This is a genomic window from Umezawaea endophytica, assembly GCF_025061645.1.
GTDB lineage: Bacteria > Actinomycetota > Actinomycetes > Mycobacteriales > Pseudonocardiaceae > Umezawaea > Umezawaea endophytica.
In genome coordinates, this window is sequence record NZ_JANYMP010000004.1 from 303,117 (window position 1) to 323,003 (window position 19,887).

Here is a 19,887-nt window from a genome sequence, read left to right on the forward strand (position 1 = left end):
AGCCGCTGTCGGTCAGCGCGGAGGACGGGCGGACGATGCGGGACGCGGCCGCGGCGAGCGGGCTCGCGACGGCGGTGAACTTCGCGCTCTCGGACCGGGACGTCGTGCTGGAGGTCGAGCGGGCGCTGGCCGCCGGTGAGGCGGGCGAGGTGCTCGGCGTCGACGTCCGGCTCCAGTTCCCCCAGTGGCCCCGCGAGTTCCAGGCGGACGCGGCGTGGCTGGACGGGCGGCAGCAGGGCGGGTTCGTGCGGGAGGTGTTCTCGCACTTCGCGTACCTGACGGACCGGCTGCTGGGGCCGTTGCGGGCGGTCGACGTGAGCGCCGACTTCCCCGCCGAGGGCAGTGAGGTGGCCGCGCGCGGGCTGCTGCGGGCCGGCGACGTGCCGGTGCACTTCACCGGGGTCGCGGGCGTCGCCGGACCCGAGGTGTACGAGTGGGTCCTGTGGGGGACGCGCCGGTCGTACCGGCTGCGAGACTGGGCGAGGCTGGAGGTCTTCGAGGACGGCTCCTGGAACCCCGTCCCCAGCCGCCGGAGGGGCTCGGACGCCTCGCGCCTCGGCCTGTTCGCCGAGGCCGTGCGCGGGACCGGCTCGCCGAACCTGGCGGGCTTCGACATCGCCCTGCGGGTGCAGGAGGCCGTGGAGGCGTTCCACGCGTGAACCCGCGGTGCCGCTGCCGGGTGGCAGCGGCACCTGCCTGCGCTAGTCCAGGTGGAACTTCGGGTCGGTCGCGAGCTTGACCAACTGGTCCTCGGTGAGCGGTGCGGCGGCCAGCGCGGGGATGTCCTCCCGGAACGCCTTGGCCTGCGCGACGAAGACCACCGTGCCGTCGTCGTGGCGGTAGGCGGCGAGCTGGTCGAACCGCTTCTCGGTGCCGTCCGAGGTGAGGACGCCGACCTTCTTGCCGTCGACGTCGACCACCCGGCAGGTGCCCTTGATGCCCCACGACCGCTCGGTCACCTCGCAGGCACCCGTCGGGAAGGTGTTGCCCGCCGTCGTGACCTCGGCGAACAGGGTGCCCACGGCACCGCTGCCGTCGGTGTTCACGACCGGCGCGGTCACCACGTACTCCCACACCTGGCCGCCGGTCGCCGTGTACTCCTCGAACTGGGACTGGGTGTTCACGGACACGCCGCTCGCCCCGCCCGTGACGGACAGGCCGGACGGCACGGCGCCCGCGAGGACCGGCACCATGTCGACGCTCTTGGTCGCGCGGGGGCCGCTGGTCGCGGTCCGGTCGGTCTGGCCGTCCGGCCACAGCGTCTCGGACGACTTCACCTGCGGTTCCCCCACCACGCCGCCCCCCTGTTCCGCGGCGGGCCGGGAGTCCCCGGCGGGCTGGGAACCCCCGTTCGCGGCTTCCAGCGGACCGCTGGACATCGCGCCGGGCAGCAGGGCCGCGCCCGCCGCGATCCCCACGACCGCGAGCCCGGCCACGCCGCCCGCCCAGGTCGCGCGACGACGCCGGTGCGCCTTCCGCCCGGCCTCGACCGCGAGCCCCGGATCCATCGGCGGTGGCGGGCTGCTCGCCACCATCACCCCGTGCAGAGCGCTCTTGACCTCGTCCTCGTTCATCGGCCCCACTCCTGGTAGTCGTCGGCGAGCCTGCCGCGCAGCGTCTGCAGCCCCCGCGCGGCCTGGCTCTTCACCGTTCCCGTAGTGCACTTCAACGCCCTGGCGGTCTCCTCGACCGACAGGTCCTCCCAGTACCGCAGGACGAGCACGGCCCGTTGCCGGGGCGGCACGTGCTCCAGCGCGGCCAGCACCACCAGCCGGTCCTCCGGGGACCCGCTCGCCGGACCGGCCGCCTCGGGGGAGCCGTCGGAGAACCGCTCGCGGCGGTACTGCCCGCGCCTCGTGTCCGAGACGAACGTGCGCACCAGGATCTGCCGGGTGTAGGCGTCCACCACCTCGTGCCTGGCGATCCGCCGCCACGCCAGGTACAGCTTGGTGAACGTGACCTGAACCAGGTCCTCCGCCCGGTGCCAGTCGCCGCACAGCAGGTACGCCGTGCCGCGCATGGCGCCGGAGCGCGCCGCGAAGTACTCGGCGAACTCGGCGTCCCGATCACTCATTCGTCTCTCCCCTGTCGTGCGGTACCGGGCTAGTCACGCTCACGGGAGCGGATCCGGTTGCACGGTCCACGGGAAACTTTCGGCGACGCACCGGTCAGTCCACAGTGGAACGGCGGCGGCGCCTGCCGACGACGGCCGCCACCAGGCAGAGCACGACCAGGGCGGCGACCCAGGGCAGCGGGCCGAACTCGTCGACCCGTGCAGCCAGGAACTCCTGCACGACGGCGGCGGCCTCGACCACCGGGTCCGAGGCGCTGCCGCCCGCGAAGAACAGCCGCAGCTCGTACCAGCCGTAGTAGCCGACGTAGAGGCCGACGAGCACGAGCAGCCCGCCGCCGATCCGGTTCACGTGGGGGAGGAGCCGCCGCGCGCCTGCCAGCACGGTCGAGCCCGCCAGGGCGACGGCGACCGCCAGCACGCCGACGACGAGCGCCATGCCCAGCCCGTAGGCCAGGTACGCGAGGACACCGTCCACAACGGACCCGCGCCGGAACGTCGCGCTGGTGACCGCGAGGAAGGGGCCGACGGTGCACGACAGGGACGCGACCGCGTAGGCGAGGCCGTAGCCGAACATCGAGCGCAGCCGGGCGGTCGGCGCCCCGCGGCCCGGCTTCGGCAGCGGCAGGGTCGGTTCGCGGCCCAGGAGCAGCAGCACGCCGAGCACCACGAGACCGAGGCCGATCAGCACGGTCACGGCGGGCAGCCAGCGCTGCACGGACGCGGCCAGCGGTGCGACGACCAGGCCGAACGTGCCGAACACCGCCAGGAACCCCAGCGCCATCGCCCCGGTGGCCGCCAGGGCGCGGGACACGGCGGCCGAGCGGCCACGGGTGGAGTCGCCGACCACCAGCGCCAGGTAGGCGGGCAGCATCGCGAAGCCGCACGGGTTGAGCGCGGCCACGAGGCCCGCGGCCAGCGCGAAGCCCAGCACCTGGACGTCCACGCGGTCAGGCGCCGGTGATCTTGGCGATCCTGGCCCGGACGTCCTCCTCGGTCGGGCTGCCGATGAGCACGTCCGCCTGGCCGTCCTCGCCGATGAACGCGAACGCGGGCTGCGCGGTCACGCCGAACCGCTGCCACACGGACGCGTCGAGGTCGGCGATGTGCGGGAAGCCGCCCATGTCGTACTTCGCGATGAAGGCCTCCATCGCGGGCACCTCGTCCCTGGCGGCGACGCCGACCCACGACACGTCGGTGATCTCCTTGGCCAGCTTGGTGATCGTCGGCGCCTCGCGGTTGCACGACGGGCACCACGGCGCCCAGAACCAGAGCACGGCGGGCTTCCCGGCCAGGCTGTCGCCGGAGAAGTCCTTGCCGTCGACCGTCTTCGCGGTGAACCCCAGCTTCCCGTCGGAGGTCGGGGCGCTCGCGGCGGCCGGTGGGGGAGCGGGGTCGGAGGGCTTGCCGCAGGCCGCCACCAGCGCGAGCGCGGCGAGCACCAGTCCCAGTGACCGGACGGGTTTCACGTCGAAAGCCTCCAGCGGGCGTGGCGGCGGGTGGGCGTGCGTCGGATTCGGCGGAGGGTAGTCCCGACCGTGTGTGCCCGGCGAGAAGCAGCCACGGTCCTTGTCCCTCGGCGCGGGGTAGCGCTACGGTCGCTGGGAGCGCTCCCAGAACATCCACGACGAGGTGGGCCATGAGGGTGAACCGAGTACTGCCAACGGTTGCGCGCGCGCTCCTCTCGGAGGCGTGTGCGCCGCGGGGTTCGGCGCGTTCGGACGAACGCCGCCCCGTGGTGTCCGGGTTGGGTGATTTGTCCTTCGAGGGCGCGAAAATCGGTGTCGCACACCCGTGTGCGTCCACTAGGCCGTCGTGGAAGCGGGTCGGATCGGGCTCCGGCGGGGTCGGGTCCACTGTGGTCGGACCGCGGCGGGTCGCTGTCGGTCGGCTGTCGGTCGTCGTGTCGCTCGCCGCCGCCGTGTCGGGGCAGGCCGTGGGGCGCCCGCCCGTACCCGTCGGTGGGGGCGGTGGCACCGGCCGACGAGGCGTTTCGTCTCGTTTCGCGGTGGCGAGTGTGCGCCACGGTGGGCGTCCCGATCGGCCAAGAGTGGAGGGGGCGGTCTCGATTGGCGTAGTGGGTGCCGAGAGACCGTCCACTGTGCTCGCGAGCCCTGGTCACGGGGGCCCACTGAATCGGATCTGACCTGGTGGTAGTCCTGGGAGCGCTCTCGGAATTGAGTAACCGAACAGGTGGGTCCAATGAGGTCCGAAACTGGCCGTTACCAAATCTTCGCAGCTCAAGCCTCCAGTCCACCCGTTCGACGCCCGTTGGTAACAGGCTGGACACAAGTGCTTGACACCCGTTAGTGGCGCCGACCACACTTCGGCACCTGGGAGCGCTCCCAGACTCGCTCGCCTCATCCGGAGGCCGCCGAGATCCGCCGCCCTCAGCAGAGGAGTTCTTACGTGCCGCACCGCTCAAGCCGATGGGTCATGGCGCTGGCCTGTACCACCGCGCTCGCCGCAACCGCAGCCTGCGGGTCGAGCGGCGGAACAGGTGGCACCACCGCCGACGGCAAGATCGAACTGACCGTCGCCACCTTCAACGAGTTCGGCTACGAGGACCTCCTCCCGGCCTACGAGGCGGCCCACCCGAACATCAAGGTCGTCGCCCGCAAGACCGGCAAGGCCGACGACCACCACCAGAACCTGTTCACCAAGATCGCCGCGGGGTCGGGCCTGTCCGACATCGAGGCCGTGGAGGAGGGCTACCTCCCCCAGGTCCTGTCGAAGGCGGACAAGTTCAACAACCTCAGCGAGATCGGCCCGGCCGACGTCAAGCCCGACCGCTGGCTGGGCTGGAAGTCCGAGTCGGCCACCAAGAACGGCTCGTTCATCGGCTACGGCACGGACATCGGCCCGCTGGCGATGTGCTATCGCAAGGACCTGTTCGAGGCCGCAGGGCTCCCGTCGGACCCCGAGGGCGTGAAGGCCGTCTTCGCCACCTGGGAGAGCTACTTCGCCGCCGGTGACCAGTTCAAGGCCAAGTCCGCGGACAAGGCGTGGTTCGACAGCGCCGCCCAGGTCTTCAACGCGATGATCAACCAGGAGAAGGTCGGCTACTACGACGCCAGCGACAAGCTGGTCGTCGACACCAACCCGGACCTCAAGGCCGACTGGAACCAGGTGACCGCCGCGGTCGCCAAGGGTCAGTCCGCCAAGCTCGTCGCGTTCAGCAACGAGTGGAACACCGGCTTCAAGAACGCCGCCTTCGCCACGAAGACCTGCCCGTCCTGGATGCTCGGCGTCGTCGAGAAGCAGGCCGGTCCGGAGAACGCGGGCAAGTGGGCCGTCACCGAGGCCTTCCCCGACGGCGGCGGCAACTGGGGCGGCTCGTTCCTGACCGTGCCCAAGCAGAGCAAGCACCCGAAGGAAGCCGCCGAGCTGGCCGCGTGGCTCACCGCCCCCGAGCAGCAGATCAAGGCGTTCACCGCGAAGGGCACGTTCCCGAGCCAGGTCGAGGCCCTCACGTCCCCGGCGCTGCTCGAGCAGACCAGCGCGTACTTCGGCGGCGTCAAGACCGGCGCGCTGTTCGCCGCGCAGGCCAAGAAGGTCCCGGCCGCCCAGCCGAAGGGCCCGGCCTCGGGCACCATCCAGGACAAGGTGTTCAACTCGGCGCTCCAGGCGGTCGAGCAGGGCACCAGCGTCGACGACGCCTGGAAGCAGGCGGTAGAGGGCGCCCAGAAGGCAGCCAAGTGACGGCTGACCTCACGGAGGTACCGAGCGGGCGGGGCGTCGAGCCCCGCCCGCCCGTCCGCCGTGACACCCAGGAGCACCCCGCACTGCCCTGGCGCGACCGGCTCACCCGGCTCGACGTCAAGTTCACCCCCTACCTGTTCATCGCGCCGTTCTTCGTGCTGTTCGCGGTGATCGGCCTCTTCCCGCTGCTGTACACCGGGTACGTCTCGCTGTTCGACTGGGAACTGGGCGGTGACGAGCACCCGTTCGTCGGCCTGGAGAACTACACCGCGCTGCTGGCGGACTCCCAGTTCTGGAACGCCATGTTCAACACGATCAGCATCTTCGTGCTGTCCAGCGTTCCGCAGATGATCACCGCGGTCCTGCTGGCCGCGTTGCTCAACACCGCCTTGCGCGCGCGCACGGCGTGGCGGATGGGCGTGCTCCTCCCGTACGTGGCGAGCCTGGTCGCGCTGGCGATCATCTTCAGCAACCTGTTCGGCAAGCAGTACGGCCTGATCAACTCGTTCCTGGACACCGTCGGGCTGAGCCCGGTCGACTGGCAGGGCAACTGGTTCGCCAGCCACGTCGCCATCGCCACGATGGTGAACTGGCGCTGGACCGGCTACAACGCGCTCATCGTGCTGGCCGCCATGCAGGCGATCCCGCGCGAGGTGCACGAGGCCGCGCTGGTCGACGGAGCGGGCGCGGTCCGCCGGTTCTTCAGCATCACGCTCCCGCTGCTGCGCCCGACGATCATCTTCGTGGTCATCACGTCCACGATCGGCGGGCTCCAGATCTTCACCGAGCCCAAGCTGTTCGACCCGGCGGGCGGCAGCGGCGGTGGGTTCTCCCACCAGTACCAGACCGTCGTGCTCTACCTGTACCAGGCCGGTTTCCAGGACTTCGACCTCGGCTACGCCTCGGCCATGGCCTGGATCCTGTTCCTGGTGGTCCTCGTCATCGCCGCCGCGAACTTCTTCCTCACCAGGCGGATCGCGTCAACAGGGGAGGCGGAATGACCGCGCTCACGACCGCACCCCCGGTGCGCAGGCCGGGTCGCGGCAAGAAGCTCAAGGCCTCGACCCTGTTGGAACGCCCCAACTTCGTGGTGTACGGGATCCTGATCGCGTTCATCCTCGGGTCGGCGTTCCCGTTCTACTGGTCGTTCCTGGTGGCCAGCTACGACGCCAACGTCTTCACCGGCGACGTGCCGCTGATCCCCGGCGGGAACTTCTTCGCCAACGCCAGCAGGGTCGTCGACTCCATCCCGTTCTGGAAGGCGCTCGGCAACAGCGTCATCGTGTCCGGCACGGTCACGGTGTCCGTCGTCCTGTTCTCCAGCCTGGCGGGGTTCGCCTTCGCCAAGCTCCGCTTCCGCGGCAGCAAGGGCCTCATGCTGTTCGTCATCGCCACCCTGGCCGTGCCGACCCAGCTCGGCGTGATCCCGCTGTTCATGGCGATGGCGGAGTTCGGCTGGTCCGGCACGCTCGGCGCGGTCATCGCGCCGAACCTGGTCACCGCGTTCGGCGTGTTCTGGATGCGGCAGTACATCGTCGACGCCGTCCCGAACGAGCTGATCGAAGCGGCCAGGATGGACGGGTGCAGCCTGCTGCGCACGTTCTGGCACGTGTGCCTGCCCGCGGTGCGACCCGCCGCGGCGATGCTCGGCGTGTTCACGTTCATGCAGTCCTGGAACGACTTCCTGTGGCCGCTGATCGTGCTGAACCCCGAGGACCCGACCATCCAGGTCGCGCTGGAGAAGCTCCAGTCCGGCTACTACGTCGACTACTCGTTGGTGCTCGCCGGGACCACGATGGCCACGGTCCCGGTTTTGTTGGTCTTCCTCGTACTCGGGCGGCAGATCGTCGCCGGGATCATGCAGGGCGCTGTGAAGGGGTAGTTGTGGACCAGATTTCGTTTCCCGACGGCTTCGTGTGGGGCGCGGCGACGGCCGCTTTCCAGGTGGAGGGCTCGACGACCGCGGACGGTCGCACCGACTCCATCTGGGACACCTTCTGCAGGCTGCCCGGCGCGATCGTCGGCGGCCACACCGGTGAGCCCGCCGCCGACCACTACAACAGGGTCGAGCAGGACGTGAAGCTGATGGTGGACCTGGGCCTCCAGGCCTACCGGTTCTCCATCGCGTGGCCGCGGGTCCGCCCGGACGGCGGCAGGGCCAACCAGGCGGGCCTCGACTTCTACGGCAGGCTCGTGGACACGCTGCTGGCCAACGGGATCAAGCCGTGGGTCACGCTGTACCACTGGGACCTCCCGCAGGCGCTGGAGGAGAAGGGCGGCTGGGCCGAGCGCGACACCGCGTTCCGGTTCGCCGACTACGCCACGACCGTGGTCGAGTCGCTCGGCGACCGCGTCACGTCGTGGACGACGCTCAACGAGCCGTGGTGCTCGTCGTTCCTCGGCTACGCGGCGGGCGTGCACGCGCCCGGTCGCCGCGAGCCCGAGGCGGCCGTCGCCGCGGTGCACCACCTGCTGCTCGGCCACGGCCTGGCGACGTCCGCGATCCGGGCCGTCCAGTCCGACGCCGAGGTGGGCATCACGCTGAACCTCTACCCGGTGTTCCCCGCGGACCCGGAGAGCGCGTCCGACGTGGACGCCGCCCGGCGGCTGGACGGCATGCAGAACCGGATGTTCCTCGACCCGGTGCTGCGCGGCGAGTACCCGGCCGACGTCATCGAGGACTTCCGGCCGTACGGCTTCATCGAGAACGTCCACGAGGGCGACCTGGCGATCATCTCCACGCCGCTGGATATGCTCGGGGTGAACTACTACTCCGAGCACAACGTGAGCACCGTGTCCGACGGCCTCGTCCCGCTGCGCAACGGGCGGCGGCAGAGCGGGTCGCCGTGGGTAGGGCTCGACCAGCTCTCGTTCCCCACCAGGAACCTCCCGCGCACCGACATGGACTGGGAGGTGCAGCCCGCGGGCCTCACGAAGGTGCTGCGGCGCCTGCACGACGAGTACCCGCGGCTGCCGCTGTACATCACCGAGAACGGCGCGGCCTACCCCGACGCCGTCAACGGCGACGGCGGCGTGCACGACCCGGACCGGCTGGGCTTCATCGAGTCCCACCTGCGGGCGGCGCACGACGCCATCGAGGCGGGCGTGGACCTGCGCGGCTACTTCTGCTGGTCGCTGCTGGACAACTTCGAGTGGGCCGAGGGGTACGCGAAGCGGTTCGGCATCGTGCACGTGGACTATGACACGCAGATCCGCACGCCGAAGGCGAGCGCCCGGTGGTACGCCAAGGTGACGAGGGAGAACGCACTCGTCGCCACGGGTGGCCTGTGACCGACGTAGCCAGGAACCGACGCCCCGGCCCGAGGCTGGAGGAAGTGGCCCGTGCGGCCGGGGTGTCGCGTTCCACCGTTTCCAGGGTGATCAACGAGGAGCCCTACGTCAGCGCCAAGGCGCGCGACGCGGTCCACCAGGCCATCCTCGACCTGGGTTACAGCCCCAACCAGGCGGCCAGGACGCTCGCGGGCAACCGGGCGAACGCCATCGCGCTGGTGGTGTCGGAGCAGGGCAGCCGCGTGCTGTCCGACCCGTTCTTCGCGGGCGTGCTGCGCGGGGTGCACGCCGAGCTGTCCGGTCGGCGGGTCCAGCTCGTGCTGATGATGACCCAGCAGGACGACGAGCAGGACATCGTGGGCTACCTCGCGGGCGGGCACGTCGACGGCGTGCTGATGGTCAGCCTGCACGGGCAGGACCCGCTGCCGCTCAAGCTGGCCGACGCCGGGGTGCCGATCGTGGTCGGCGGCCGACCGCTGGTGGGCGACGGCATCCAGTACGTGGACTCGGACAACTTCAACGGCGCGCTGGAGGCGGCCAGGTACCTGGTGGCCACCGGCCGCCGCCGGATCGCGACCATCGCCGGGCCGAAGGACATGGCCGTGGGCATGGACCGGCTCAACGGGTGGCGCCGCGGCATGGCCGAGGCGGGCCAGCCCTCGGACCTGGTGGCGCACAGCACCGTCTTCACGCCGGACGGCGGCGCCGCGGCGATGGAGGACCTGCTGTCCCGCGAACCCGAGCTGGACGCGGTGTTCGTCGCCGCGGACATCATGGCGATGGGCGCGCTGCGGGTGCTGCACGCGCAGAACCGCCGCATCCCGCGCGACGTCGCCGTCGTCGGGTTCGACGACCTGATGATCGCCTCCACCGCGCTGCCGCCGCTCACCACCGTGCGGCAGGACGTGGAGCAGCTCGGCCGCACCATGACGTGGTGCCTGCTGGGTCAGCTCGACGGGGAGGAGGGGCTGCCGCCCTCCCTGCTGCTGCCCACCTCGCTGGTGATCAGGGCCAGCGCCTGAGACGTCGCCCGCCGCACGTGTCCCGAGCCGTGCGGCGGGCGATCCCGACCTACTTCGCGGGCAGGTTCAGCGACGGGTTGGTGGCGCCGGAGGAGAAGACGCACACGGCCTGGTTGGACCGCGCGCACTCCTTCGACGCCTCGATCCGCAGGTACTCCAGGTAGTTCGGGTCGGCGAGCGACTTCGACAACTGGGCCTGCGCGGCGGACTGGTCGATGGCCACCTTCTTGGCGCTGCGGCCCTTGCGGATCTCCGGGTCGTTGTAGTCGGCGCCGATGATCAGCAGCTCGACCGGCGGGCACGGCAGCAGGCGGGGGTCCTTCGAGTTCGGGTCGCCGGGAACCTCGCGGTCGAACGACGGACCGCAGAAGAACTGCTTGCCGGTCTGCCGCTCCAGGTACTCCTGGAAGCGCTTGCCGACATCCCCCTGGAGCAGGGTGAGCGTGCCGGTGTCGGTGTCGCCCACCTGGACGTTGTTGACGATCGCGTCGCCGAAGTAGCGGCGGGCCTCGTCCTTGAACGCGGACTCGAGCTGCGGGTAGAACTTCTCCCGCAGCAGCTTGCGCCACCCCTCGGGCTCGTTGCCGTCCGAGTCGAGCTGGCACTCGTAGTGCTTGCACAGGTCCTCGAAGAACTTGCGCAGCGTGCCGCCCTCGTAGCCGGGGACGTCGTTGTCGCGGGTGTTCGTCTTGAACGCCACGCTGATCTCGAAGTCGACGAGCATGCCGTTGGTCTCGGCGTCACCGCCTGCCGGGACGCTGATCACGCCGTTGACGTCGGCCCGCTCGTCCCGGCGGACGATGAAGCTGCGCTGCGCCGTGGTGAGCCGGTAGACGTCGTCGTTCCAGGTCCACTCGACCTCGCCCGGCCGGACGACACTGGAGAACGCCTTCCCGTCGAAGCTGCCCGACGTGTAGTGCAGGCCTATCGCGTCCGGCTCGATCTCCGTCGCCGAGCACGCCGTGGTGCCGAGCACCGCCGCCACCACCAGTACCGCCGCCGACCGTCGTGTCACCATGGAAATCTCCCCCTGCGTAAGAGTTTCCAGTCTGACAGCCGTGGCGCCCTGGAGGTTCCGGAATGTTCCGGAACCTCCAGGGCACGGCGGAGTGGCGCCTCCCGCGAAGCGCCACTCCGGTCCGGGGGGATCAGGCGCAGGCCGCGCCGTTCAGCTTCGGACTACCGAACGGCGGGGTGCCGCCGGAGAACGTGGCGTTGTAGCCGACGGTCACCGACGCGCCGGTCGCGATCGGGCCGTTCCAGGCCACGTTGGTCACCCTGATGACGTCGCCGGTGTCGGTCCAGTTGCCGTTCCAGCCCTGCGACAGCGTCACGCCGGGCGCGGAGAACTCCAGCGTCCACGAGGTGATCGCCGCGCCGCGGTTGGTGATCACGACCTCGCCGCCGTACCCGCCGGACCAGCTACTGGTGATCTTCTGGCTGACCTGGCAGCCGCCGGACGGGTTGCCGGGCGTCGTGGTCGTGGTCGTCGTCGTGGTCGTCGTCGTTTCGATCGGCCCGGCCGCCGCCGCGAGGTCGTACGCCCGCTGCGGCACGAACTGGCCCGCCGGGCCGATGCAGCCGTCGGACTCGCCAGGCAGCTTCACCCAGAGGAAGGCATCGATCCGCGAGTCCCCGGTCGCGGTGGTGCTGGGGGTGCCGATCGCGCGGCCCGCCGGGTCGCACCACTCGCTGCCGAGCGGGCCGTTGCCGTTGCGGCTGGTGTCCACCACAGCCTTGAGCCGCGAGTCGCCGACGGCGTCGAGCACCGACTTCGCGAACGCCACCTCGTCGTTGCGGAACCGGTAGTTCGACACGTTGGTGGAGATGCCGTCCGCGCTGTTCGAGATGTCCGCGCCCCGCAGCCGGTTCGCCGCCTCGCCCGCGCCGAGCCACGCCGAGTGGCCGATGTCGAAGTACACCTTCGCCGAGGACGAGCCCGCCTTGAGCTTCTTGCCCGCGTACGCCATCGACGCCTTGGTCTCGGTCTGCTGCGCGGCGCTCTGGCAGCTCGTCATGATCGGGAGCACGTCGGGTTCGAGGATGATCGACGCGGGTCGGCCCGCCAGCCCGGCGGCCACCTGGTCGATCCACTGCCGGTACGCGCTGTGGGACGGGGCCCCGCCGCCGCTCGCGCCGCCGCAGTCGCGGTTCGGGATGTCGTAGACGACCAGGATCGGGATCTTGCCCGCGGCGGCCGCCGCGCCGACGTGGGCGTCCACCTCGGCGCGGACGGTCCCGGTGTTGGTGGTGGTGAACCACTTCGCCTGCGGGACGGACGCGATCCGGTCGCGGATCACGGCGGCGCGCGAGTCGCCGGGGTTCGCCGCGACCCACTTGGCCGCGCTGGACGTGGGGTCGGTGTAGAACGCCGAATCGGCGGCCAGCGCGGTGCTCGGGCCGTGCAGCAGGAGGGCGCCCCCGACCGCGAGCGCGGTGGACAGCGCTCCCAGTGCCAGGGCGTGCTTCGGTGCGGACATGGTGGCTCTCCCGGTGGGTCGGGTGCCGGGGGGAGCGACGCTGCTCCCCCCGGCACCGCGTTTCAGGGCGGCGGCAGGGGTGTGGTGCCGCCGGTCCCGCCGCAGGGCAGTGCGACGGGACCGGCGTCCGCGCCGTACGCGGGGTCAGGCGTTCCGGGCCGGTGTGGTCGACCGGCTCGGGCCTCGGAGGCTCGCGTGCGGCGCGTCGTCCGGGGTGCCGGTCAGGTTCCCGCCGTTCGCCTGGCGGGCACCCCGGCGCTCCGGGCCGCACAGGGGTCGGCGGTCAGGCCGCGAACCGGGCCGGGAGGCCCGGAAGGTGGGGGAGTGGTTCGCATGAAATCCTCGCGTCATCTGTTCGACTGCGGGGGCAGGGGACTGGGAGCGCTCCCAGGTGGGAAGGACTTTAACCAGGGGGAAACGTGCCGGAAAAGACCCGTGAGCCGGGAAAACGTGGTCCATGTCGTGCTGTTCAGACACGCGCTGTCGCGAAAACCGGTCGAAAGTTCGATGAATTCGTCAATTGAGACGGCGATCGGCCTAGTCCGGGCTACGTCCGGTGTCCGATCTTGGCTCGGTTAGGCCATTAGAGAGACGCCTGGCCGAGGTTCCGGTGCCGCTGATGTTGATATTGCGGCTTTCTCGAATTGGGCCGATCGGCCGTCGTCGAATAGAGCCGGTCGGCGCAGGAAACATCTGGTGCATTGCGTTTCCGGGCGGTTAAGCCCTAACTTGGGAGCGCTCCCAGAATTTTCCCGGAGGTTCCGCAATGACGCGCACTCCGTTATCCAGTGGGTCCGGCGCCGCTACCGCGGCACCGCTCGCGACAGCGGCGATCGGCGCTCTGGTGCTGGTCCCGCCCTCACGGCCCGCGGCACCCGCCGTCGCCGGGAGCGTCGGCGCCCTGCTCGCCAGGACGGGCCTCGACGTCGAGGTCGGGCCGAGCGCGCGGGTCGAGCGAGGTGCGCCGAAGCCGGTGCCCGACCTCGCGGCCCACCGCGTCGGGTCCGTGCTGTCAGGCGGTGGTCCAGCCCCGGAGCGCGCCGGGACCACCACCGCGAGACCGGGCGCCGCACCCCTGTCCGGCTGGGCGGTCGGGCGGAGCAGACCCGCCGACCAGCCGACCGGCGGCCCCCGGAACGGGGCCCCACCCGCAACGCCACCCGCACGTCGGTCGACGACCTCGACCTGAACGGCTCGACCGGGCCGGGCGCCACCACCGCCCTCGGCTCCTCCGACAGCGGCGACGCCACGGTCCCCGACCCGGCCCGCCGCCGCAGCCAGACCACCGCACCACCACGCGGACCGAAGTGGGCGCCCCCGCCCGCCCCTTCGGCGCGCACCCCTGCACGGGTCGACGGCGACCCGAGATCGAGGAGGACCGAATGAGGATCAGGGGCAGAGCACGTCCGCTCCTCAGGCGACCGTTACCGGGTCTGACCGTCGTGGCGCTGATCGTCGCGTCGGTGCTGCCCGCCACCAGCGGGGTGGCGCAAGCGGCGGTGGCCTGCACGGTGAACTACCAGGTCAGCAGCGAGTGGAACAACGGCTTCGGCGCGAACGTCACCATCCGCAACGAGGGCGACGCCGTCACCGGCTGGAACCTGACCTGGAACTTCACCGACGGCCAGAAGGTCACCCAGGGCTGGAACGGCACGTTCAGCCAGTCCGGCACGAAGGTCACCGTCACGCCGCCCGACTGGGCGCGCACGATCCCCGTCGGCGGCACCGCGTCGGTCGGCTTCAACGGCAGCAAGGGCGCGACGAACACCGCGCCGACGGACTTCGCGCTCAACGGCGTCCCCTGCACGGGGGCGAACAAGGCGCCGACGGTCTCGCTGACCAGCCCGGCCTCGGGCGCGACGTACACCGCGCCCGGCACGATCCCCCTCGCCGCGACCGCGGCCGACTCCGACGGCACGATCGCCAAGGTCGAGTTCTACGCGGGTGACCAGCTCCTCGCCACGGACACGGCCTCGCCGTTCGCGGGGTCCTGGAGCGGGGTCCCGGTCGGGGACTACTCGATCAGCGCCCGCGCCTACGACAACCGCGGCGCCGCCACGAGTTCCACGCCCGCGGCGGTCAAGGTGCTCTCCGGCCCCGCGATCATCGCCTCGCCAAGCGCGGTGAGCGTCAAGCAGGGCGCCACCGGCACGTTCGGCGTCTCGCTGGCGATCCAGCCGACGTCGTCGGTCGCGGTGACGATCGCGCGGGCCTCCGGCACCGCGGACCTCACGGCGTCGCCGACGACGCTGACGTTCACCACGTCCAACTGGAACACCAAGCAGAACGTCACCGTGACGTCGGCGGCCAACGGCGGTGACCTCGGCACCGCGACCTTCTCGGCGTCGGCCACCGGCCAGACGGCGGCGTCCGTGGTGGTCAAGGAGATCTCGTCGTCCACTTCGGACTTCAACCAGGCCTTCCTCGACCAGTACAACAAGATCAAGGACCCGGCGAGCGGCTACTTCCGCAAGTTCGGCGACCTGCTGGTGCCCTACCACTCCATCGAGACCTTGATGGTGGAGGCGCCGGACCACGGCCACCAGACGACCTCGGAGGCGTTCAGCTACTACCTGTGGCTGGAGGCCAGCTACGGCCGGATCGCCGGTGACTGGGCCCCGTTCAAGTCGGCATGGGCGTCGATGGAGAAGTTCATCATCCCCGCCACCGCGGACCAGCCGACCAACGACAAGTACGACCCGTCCAAGCCCGCGACCTACGCGCCCGAGCACTCGCGGATGGACCAGTACCCGTCCGTGCTCGACGCGAACGTCAAGGTGGGCGCCGACCCGATCGCGAACGAGCTGAAGTCCGCCTACGGCACCAGTGACGTGTACGGCATGCACTGGCTGATCGACGTGGACAACACGCTCGGCTTCGGCCGCTGCGGCGACGGCACCACCGCGCCCGCGTACATCAACACCTACCAGCGCGGGTCGTCGGAGTCGGTGTGGGAGACCATCCCGCAGCCGTCCTGCGACACGTTCAAGCACGGCGGGCCCAACGGTTACCTGGACCTGTTCACCAAGGACGCGTCCTACGCCAAGCAGTGGAAGTACACCAACGCGCCGGACGCCGACGCGCGCGCGGTGCAGGTCGCGCTGCTCGCGCAGCAGTGGGCCACCGCGCAGGGCAAGGCGGGCGACATCGCCTCGGAGGTCAAGAAGGCCGCCAAGATGGGCGACTACCTCCGGTACGCCATGTTCGACAAGTACTTCAAGAAGATCGGCGGCTGCGTCGGGGCCAGCTCGTGCGCGGCGGGCACCGGCAAGGACAGCGACCACTACCTGATGTCCTGGTACTACGCGTGGGGCGGTGCCACCGACACGTCCGCGGGCTGGGCGTGGAGGATCGGCGACGGCGCCTCGCACCAGGGCTACCAGAACCCGCTCGCGGCCTACGCGCTGGCGAACACCGCCGCGCTGAAGCCGCTGTCGGCCACCGGCCAGGCGGACTGGGCCAAGAGCCTGGACCGCCAGTTGGAGATGCTCCAGTGGCTCCAGTCCGCCGACGGCGCCATCGCCGGTGGCGTGACCAATAGCTGGGAGGGCAACTACGGCACGCCTCCCTCGGGCACGCCGACGTTCTACGGCATGTACTACGACGCCCACCCCGTGTGGCGCGACCCGCCGAGCAACCGGTGGTTCGGCTTCCAGGCGTGGGGGATCGAGCGCACGGCGTCGCTCTACCAGATGACCGGTGACGCGCGGGCCAAGAAGATCCTCGACAAGTGGGTGCCGTGGGCCATCGCCAACACCACGATCGGCACGAACGGGAACTTCCAGATCCCGTCGGACATCGAGTGGACCGGCGCGCCGGACACCTGGAACCCGACGACCCCCGGTTCGAACGCCAACCTGCGGGCCAGGGTGCTCAACTTCAGCACGGACGTGGGTGTCGCGGCGTCGTACGCCAAGACGCTGCTCAACTACGCGGCCAAGTCCGGCAACGCGCAGGCCAAGACGGTCGGCGAGGGACTGCTGACGGCACTGCTCGCCCACCAGGACGACAAGGGCATCGCGGTGCCCGAGACCCGGAGCGACTACAACCGCTTCGACGACAAGTACAACGCCACGACCGGTGAGGGCCCCTACGTCCCGCCGGGCTGGACCGGGAAGATGCCGAACGGCGACGCGATCGACCAGAACTCCTCGTTCCTGTCGCTGCGCTCGAAGTTCCGCACCGATCCGGAGTGGCCGAAGGTCCAGGCCTACCTGGACGGCGGGGCCGCCCCGACGTTCACGTACCACAGGTTCTGGGCGCAGGCGGAGATCGCGACGGCTTTCTCGCTGCACACCGAGCTGTTCGGGTAACACCCGGACGGACGCCGCCCCCCGAACCCGGCAGGCGGGGGGCGGTGGTCCGGGCTCGGCGACACGACGTCCTCGACAGCGCTGTCGAAGGCGTGTTGAGTCCTGTGTGGACCTTGTCGCGCAGTTTTAAGGTGAGCGCTTAAGCGGTTGTGCCGCAATGGTTTTCGCACTCTTGAACGCTGGTGCGATTAACCGGTTCAGTCCTTGACGGAGGTAGATCAGCGGTGCTCCCATGATGGGGCCGTCGCATTCGAGAAGGAGCACACTCGTGCGATATCCCCTGCACAACACGAGGAGCCCACGCGCCTCTGCCCCGCGCAGAGCGCTGGCGGGACTGGCCGCGGCGGTGACGACCGCCGGTCTCGTGGTCGTCGCGCACGTCGCCGGGCCCGCCCCGGCCGAGGCGCAGGCCGGGTACACCTGGAGCAACGTCGAGATCGCGGGCGGGGGTTTCGTCCCCGGCATCGTCTTCAACCAGACCGAGCGCAACCTGGTGTACGCCCGCACCGACATCGGCGGTGCCTACCGCTGGAACCAGTCCACCAACCGGTGGATTCCCCTGCTCGACCACGTCGGCGCGACCGACTGGGGCCTCAACGGCGTCGCCAGCCTGGCCACCGACCCGGTCGACCCGAACCGCGTGTACGTGGCCGCGGGCATGTACACCAACACCTGGGACCCCAACAACGGCGCGATCCTGCGGTCGTCGGACCGGGGCTCCACCTGGCAGAAGACCGCGCTCCCGTTCAAGCTCGGCGGCAACATGCCCGGTCGCGGCATGGGCGAGCGGCTGGCGATCGACCCGAACCGCAACAGCGTGCTCTACCTGGGAGCGCCGAGCGGCAACGGCCTGTGGCGCAGCACCGACTCGGGCGTCACGTGGGGCAAGGTGACCGCGTTCCCGAACGCGGGCAACTACGCCCAGGACCCCAACGACCCCAACGGGTACCTCAACGACAACCAGGGCGTGCTCTGGGTGACGTTCGACCCGAGGACCGGCACCGCGGGCCAGACGACCAAGACCATCTACGTCGGTGTGGCCGACAAGCAGAACAACGTCTACCGCAGCACGGACGGCGGCACGACGTGGACCCGCGTGGCCGGGCAGCCGACGGGGTTCCTGCCGCACAAGGGCGTGCTGGACGGCGCGGGGCAGCTCTTCCTGGCCACCAGCGACACGGGCGGCCCGTACGACGGCGCCAAGGGCGACGTGTGGCGGCTGAACACGGCCACCGGCGCGTGGACGCAGGTCAGCCCGATCCCGTCGAGCAGCACGGACGACTTCTTCGGCTACAGCGGCCTGACCGTCGACCGCTCGCGCCCCGGAACGCTGATGGTCGCCACGCAGGTGGCGTGGTGGCCGGACGTCATCTTCTTCCGCAGCACCGACTCCGGCGCGACCTGGACGCGGATCTGGGACTGGACCAACTACCCCGAGCGCTCCACCCGCTACACGCAGGACATCTCGGCCGTGCCGTGGCTGTCGCTCGGCATGAACCCGCAGCCCCCCGAGGTCACGCCGAAGCTGGGCTGGATGACGGAGTCGATGGAGATCGACCCGTTCGACTCCAACCGGATGATGTACGGCACCGGCGCGACGATCTACGGCACGAGGAACCTCACCACGTGGGACACCGGCGGGAAGATCACCATCACGCCGATGGTCGCGGGCCTGGAGGAGACCGCGGTGCTGGACCTGATCAGCCCGCCCTCCGGCGCGCCGCTGATCAGCGCGCTCGGCGACATCGGCGGCTTCCGGCACGACCGGCTGGACGCCGTGCCCGCCAAGGTGTTCACCCAGCCCACCTTCACCTCGACCACGGGGCTGGACTACGCCGAGCTGACGCCCGCGACGATGGTGCGGGTCGGGCAGTTCGACAAGTCGAGCCGCCCCAACGACAACCGGGTCGCGTTCTCCACCGACGGCGGCTCGAACTGGTTCCAGGGCGCCGAACCGGGCGGTGTGACGGGTGGCGGCACGGTCGCCGCGGCGGCGGACGGGAGCAGGTTCGTCTGGAGCCCGGTGGGCGCGGGCGTGCATTATTCCGTCGGCTTCGGCAACTCCTGGCAGGCGTCGAGCGGCATCCAGGCGGGCGCGGTGGTGGAGTCGGACCGGGTCAACCCGCGCAAGTTCTACGGGTTCGCCGCGAACAGGTTCTACGTCAGCGTCGACGGCGGGGCCACGTTCACCGCGTCGGCCGCCACCGGTCTGCCCGCCAGTGGGCACTTCAAGGCCGTGGCCGGTCGTGAGGGCGACGTGTGGCTGGCCGGTGGCGCGGGGCTGTGGCGCTCCACGGACTCCGGCGCGACCTTCACCAAGTCCACGTCGGTGACGGAGTCGAGCAACATCGGCTTCGGCAAGGCCGCGACGGGCAAGACCTACCCGGCGCTCTACGCCATCGCCCTGATCGGCGGCGTGCGCGGCGTCTTCCGCTCGGACGACACCGGCGCCACGTGGACGCGGATCAACGACGACAAGCACCAGTACGGCAACATCGGCGACGCCATCACCGGCGACCCGCGCGTCTACGGCCGGGTCTACCTGGGCACCAACGGCCGCGGCGTGATCCTCGGCCAGACGTCCGGCGGGACCACGCCGACGAGCACCACCACCACGACGACCACGACCACCACCACGACGACGACCACCACGACCCCGCAGCCGTCGACCGGCTGCTCGGTGAAGTACACCGTGACGGGCGAGTGGCAGGGCGGCTTCCAGGGCAAGGTCGAGATCACCAACACCTCCACCACCCCGATCGACGGGTGGACGGCGAAGTGGTCGTTCGCGAACGGCCAGGTGATCAGCAGCCTGTGGGGCGGTGTCGTCACGCAGTCCGGCGCGGCGGTCTCGGTCGCCAACGCCTCCTACAACCGCACGATCGCCGCGGGCGCCACCACCGAGGTGGGCTTCACGGCGAGCTCGACCGGCACCAACGCCAGACCGACGGCCTTCACCGTCAACGACAAGGCGTGCGCGTAAAGCCCACCACCCCTGCCCTCCCGGA

General features: G+C 70.5%; 15 protein-coding genes. 9 read left to right on the top strand and 6 right to left on the bottom strand.

Annotated elements, in window-relative coordinates:
* Window positions 1-659, top strand: a 659-nt coding sequence (locus tag NZH93_RS11320) for a Gfo/Idh/MocA family protein (protein ID WP_259622947.1), incomplete at its 5' end; no start/stop codon positions are given.
* A gap of 42 nt (window positions 660-701) precedes the next feature.
* On the opposite strand, the gene NZH93_RS11325 is transcribed toward NZH93_RS11320, so the two are convergent.
* The 4 genes from NZH93_RS11325 to NZH93_RS11340 form a co-directional block, all read right to left on the bottom strand.
* Window positions 702-1,574 carry a hypothetical protein gene (locus NZH93_RS11325; RefSeq protein ID WP_259622948.1) on the bottom strand — a complete coding sequence of 291 codons (873 nt, stop codon included), beginning with the start codon at window positions 1,572-1,574 and terminating at the stop codon, window positions 702-704.
* On the bottom strand, window positions 1,571-2,074 hold the full coding sequence (locus NZH93_RS11330; protein ID WP_259622949.1) for a SigE family RNA polymerase sigma factor: 504 nt from the start codon (window positions 2,072-2,074) through the stop codon (window positions 1,571-1,573). Before NZH93_RS11330 ends, NZH93_RS11325 begins: the two co-directional genes overlap by 4 nt.
* A 94-nt stretch (window positions 2,075-2,168) precedes the next feature.
* Complete coding sequence (locus NZH93_RS11335) at window positions 2,169-3,017, bottom strand: cytochrome c biogenesis CcdA family protein (protein WP_259622950.1); 849 nt, start codon at window positions 3,015-3,017, stop codon at window positions 2,169-2,171.
* A 4-nt stretch (window positions 3,018-3,021) separates the two neighbouring features.
* Window positions 3,022-3,540, bottom strand: a complete 519-nt coding sequence (locus tag NZH93_RS11340) for a redoxin domain-containing protein (protein WP_259622951.1) — start codon at window positions 3,538-3,540, stop codon at window positions 3,022-3,024.
* A 967-nt stretch (window positions 3,541-4,507) separates the two neighbouring features.
* Between NZH93_RS11340 and NZH93_RS11345 the strand changes: the two genes are divergently transcribed.
* The 5 genes from NZH93_RS11345 to NZH93_RS11365 are packed head-to-tail and all read left to right on the top strand — an operon-like array spanning window position 4,508 to window position 10,086.
* Entirely contained in the window at window positions 4,508-5,773 is a 1,266-nt protein-coding gene (locus NZH93_RS11345) for an ABC transporter substrate-binding protein (protein ID WP_259623145.1), read from the top strand.
* Complete coding sequence (locus NZH93_RS11350) at window positions 5,770-6,774, top strand: carbohydrate ABC transporter permease (protein WP_372506608.1); 1,005 nt, start codon at window positions 5,770-5,772, stop codon at window positions 6,772-6,774. The genes NZH93_RS11345 and NZH93_RS11350 overlap by 4 nt, the downstream gene beginning before the upstream one ends.
* Window positions 6,771-7,655 (top strand): carbohydrate ABC transporter permease, encoded by an 885-nt coding sequence (locus NZH93_RS11355; RefSeq protein WP_259622952.1) that lies wholly within the window; start codon window positions 6,771-6,773, stop codon window positions 7,653-7,655. Before NZH93_RS11350 ends, NZH93_RS11355 begins: the two co-directional genes overlap by 4 nt.
* Window positions 7,656-7,666: 11 nt before the next feature.
* Window positions 7,667-9,064 (top strand): GH1 family beta-glucosidase, encoded by a 1,398-nt coding sequence (locus NZH93_RS11360; protein ID WP_259623147.1) that lies wholly within the window; start codon window positions 7,667-7,669, stop codon window positions 9,062-9,064.
* A complete protein-coding gene (locus NZH93_RS11365; protein WP_259622953.1) occupies window positions 9,061-10,086 on the top strand; it encodes a LacI family DNA-binding transcriptional regulator in 1,026 nt (341 codons plus the stop codon). The genes NZH93_RS11360 and NZH93_RS11365 overlap by 4 nt, the downstream gene beginning before the upstream one ends.
* Window positions 10,087-10,135: 49 nt before the next feature.
* Here the strand turns inward: NZH93_RS11365 and NZH93_RS11370 are convergent, their stop codons facing one another.
* Both NZH93_RS11370 and NZH93_RS11375 read right to left on the bottom strand, forming a co-directional pair.
* Entirely contained in the window at window positions 10,136-11,104 is a 969-nt protein-coding gene (locus NZH93_RS11370; protein WP_259622954.1) for a hypothetical protein, read from the bottom strand.
* A gap of 130 nt (window positions 11,105-11,234) precedes the next feature.
* A complete protein-coding gene (locus NZH93_RS11375) occupies window positions 11,235-12,566 on the bottom strand; it encodes a glycoside hydrolase family 6 protein (RefSeq protein WP_259622955.1) in 1,332 nt (443 codons plus the stop codon).
* A gap of 766 nt (window positions 12,567-13,332) precedes the next feature.
* Between NZH93_RS11375 and NZH93_RS11380 the strand changes: the two genes are divergently transcribed.
* The 3 genes from NZH93_RS11380 to NZH93_RS11390 all read left to right on the top strand — a co-directional run bounded on the left by NZH93_RS11380 (window position 13,333) and on the right by NZH93_RS11390 (window position 19,862).
* Window positions 13,333-13,755, top strand: coding sequence for a hypothetical protein (locus tag NZH93_RS11380; protein WP_259622956.1), 423 nt, complete (start codon window positions 13,333-13,335; stop codon window positions 13,753-13,755).
* A 193-nt stretch (window positions 13,756-13,948) separates the two neighbouring features.
* Window positions 13,949-16,879: a glycoside hydrolase family 48 protein gene (locus tag NZH93_RS11385; protein ID WP_259622957.1), complete on the top strand. Its 2,931-nt coding sequence runs from the start codon at window positions 13,949-13,951 to the stop codon at window positions 16,877-16,879.
* 268 nt (window positions 16,880-17,147) lie between these two features.
* Window positions 17,148-19,862 (top strand): cellulose binding domain-containing protein, encoded by a 2,715-nt coding sequence (locus NZH93_RS11390; RefSeq protein WP_308214189.1) that lies wholly within the window; start codon window positions 17,148-17,150, stop codon window positions 19,860-19,862.
* Window positions 19,863-19,887: the final 25 nt, after the last annotated feature.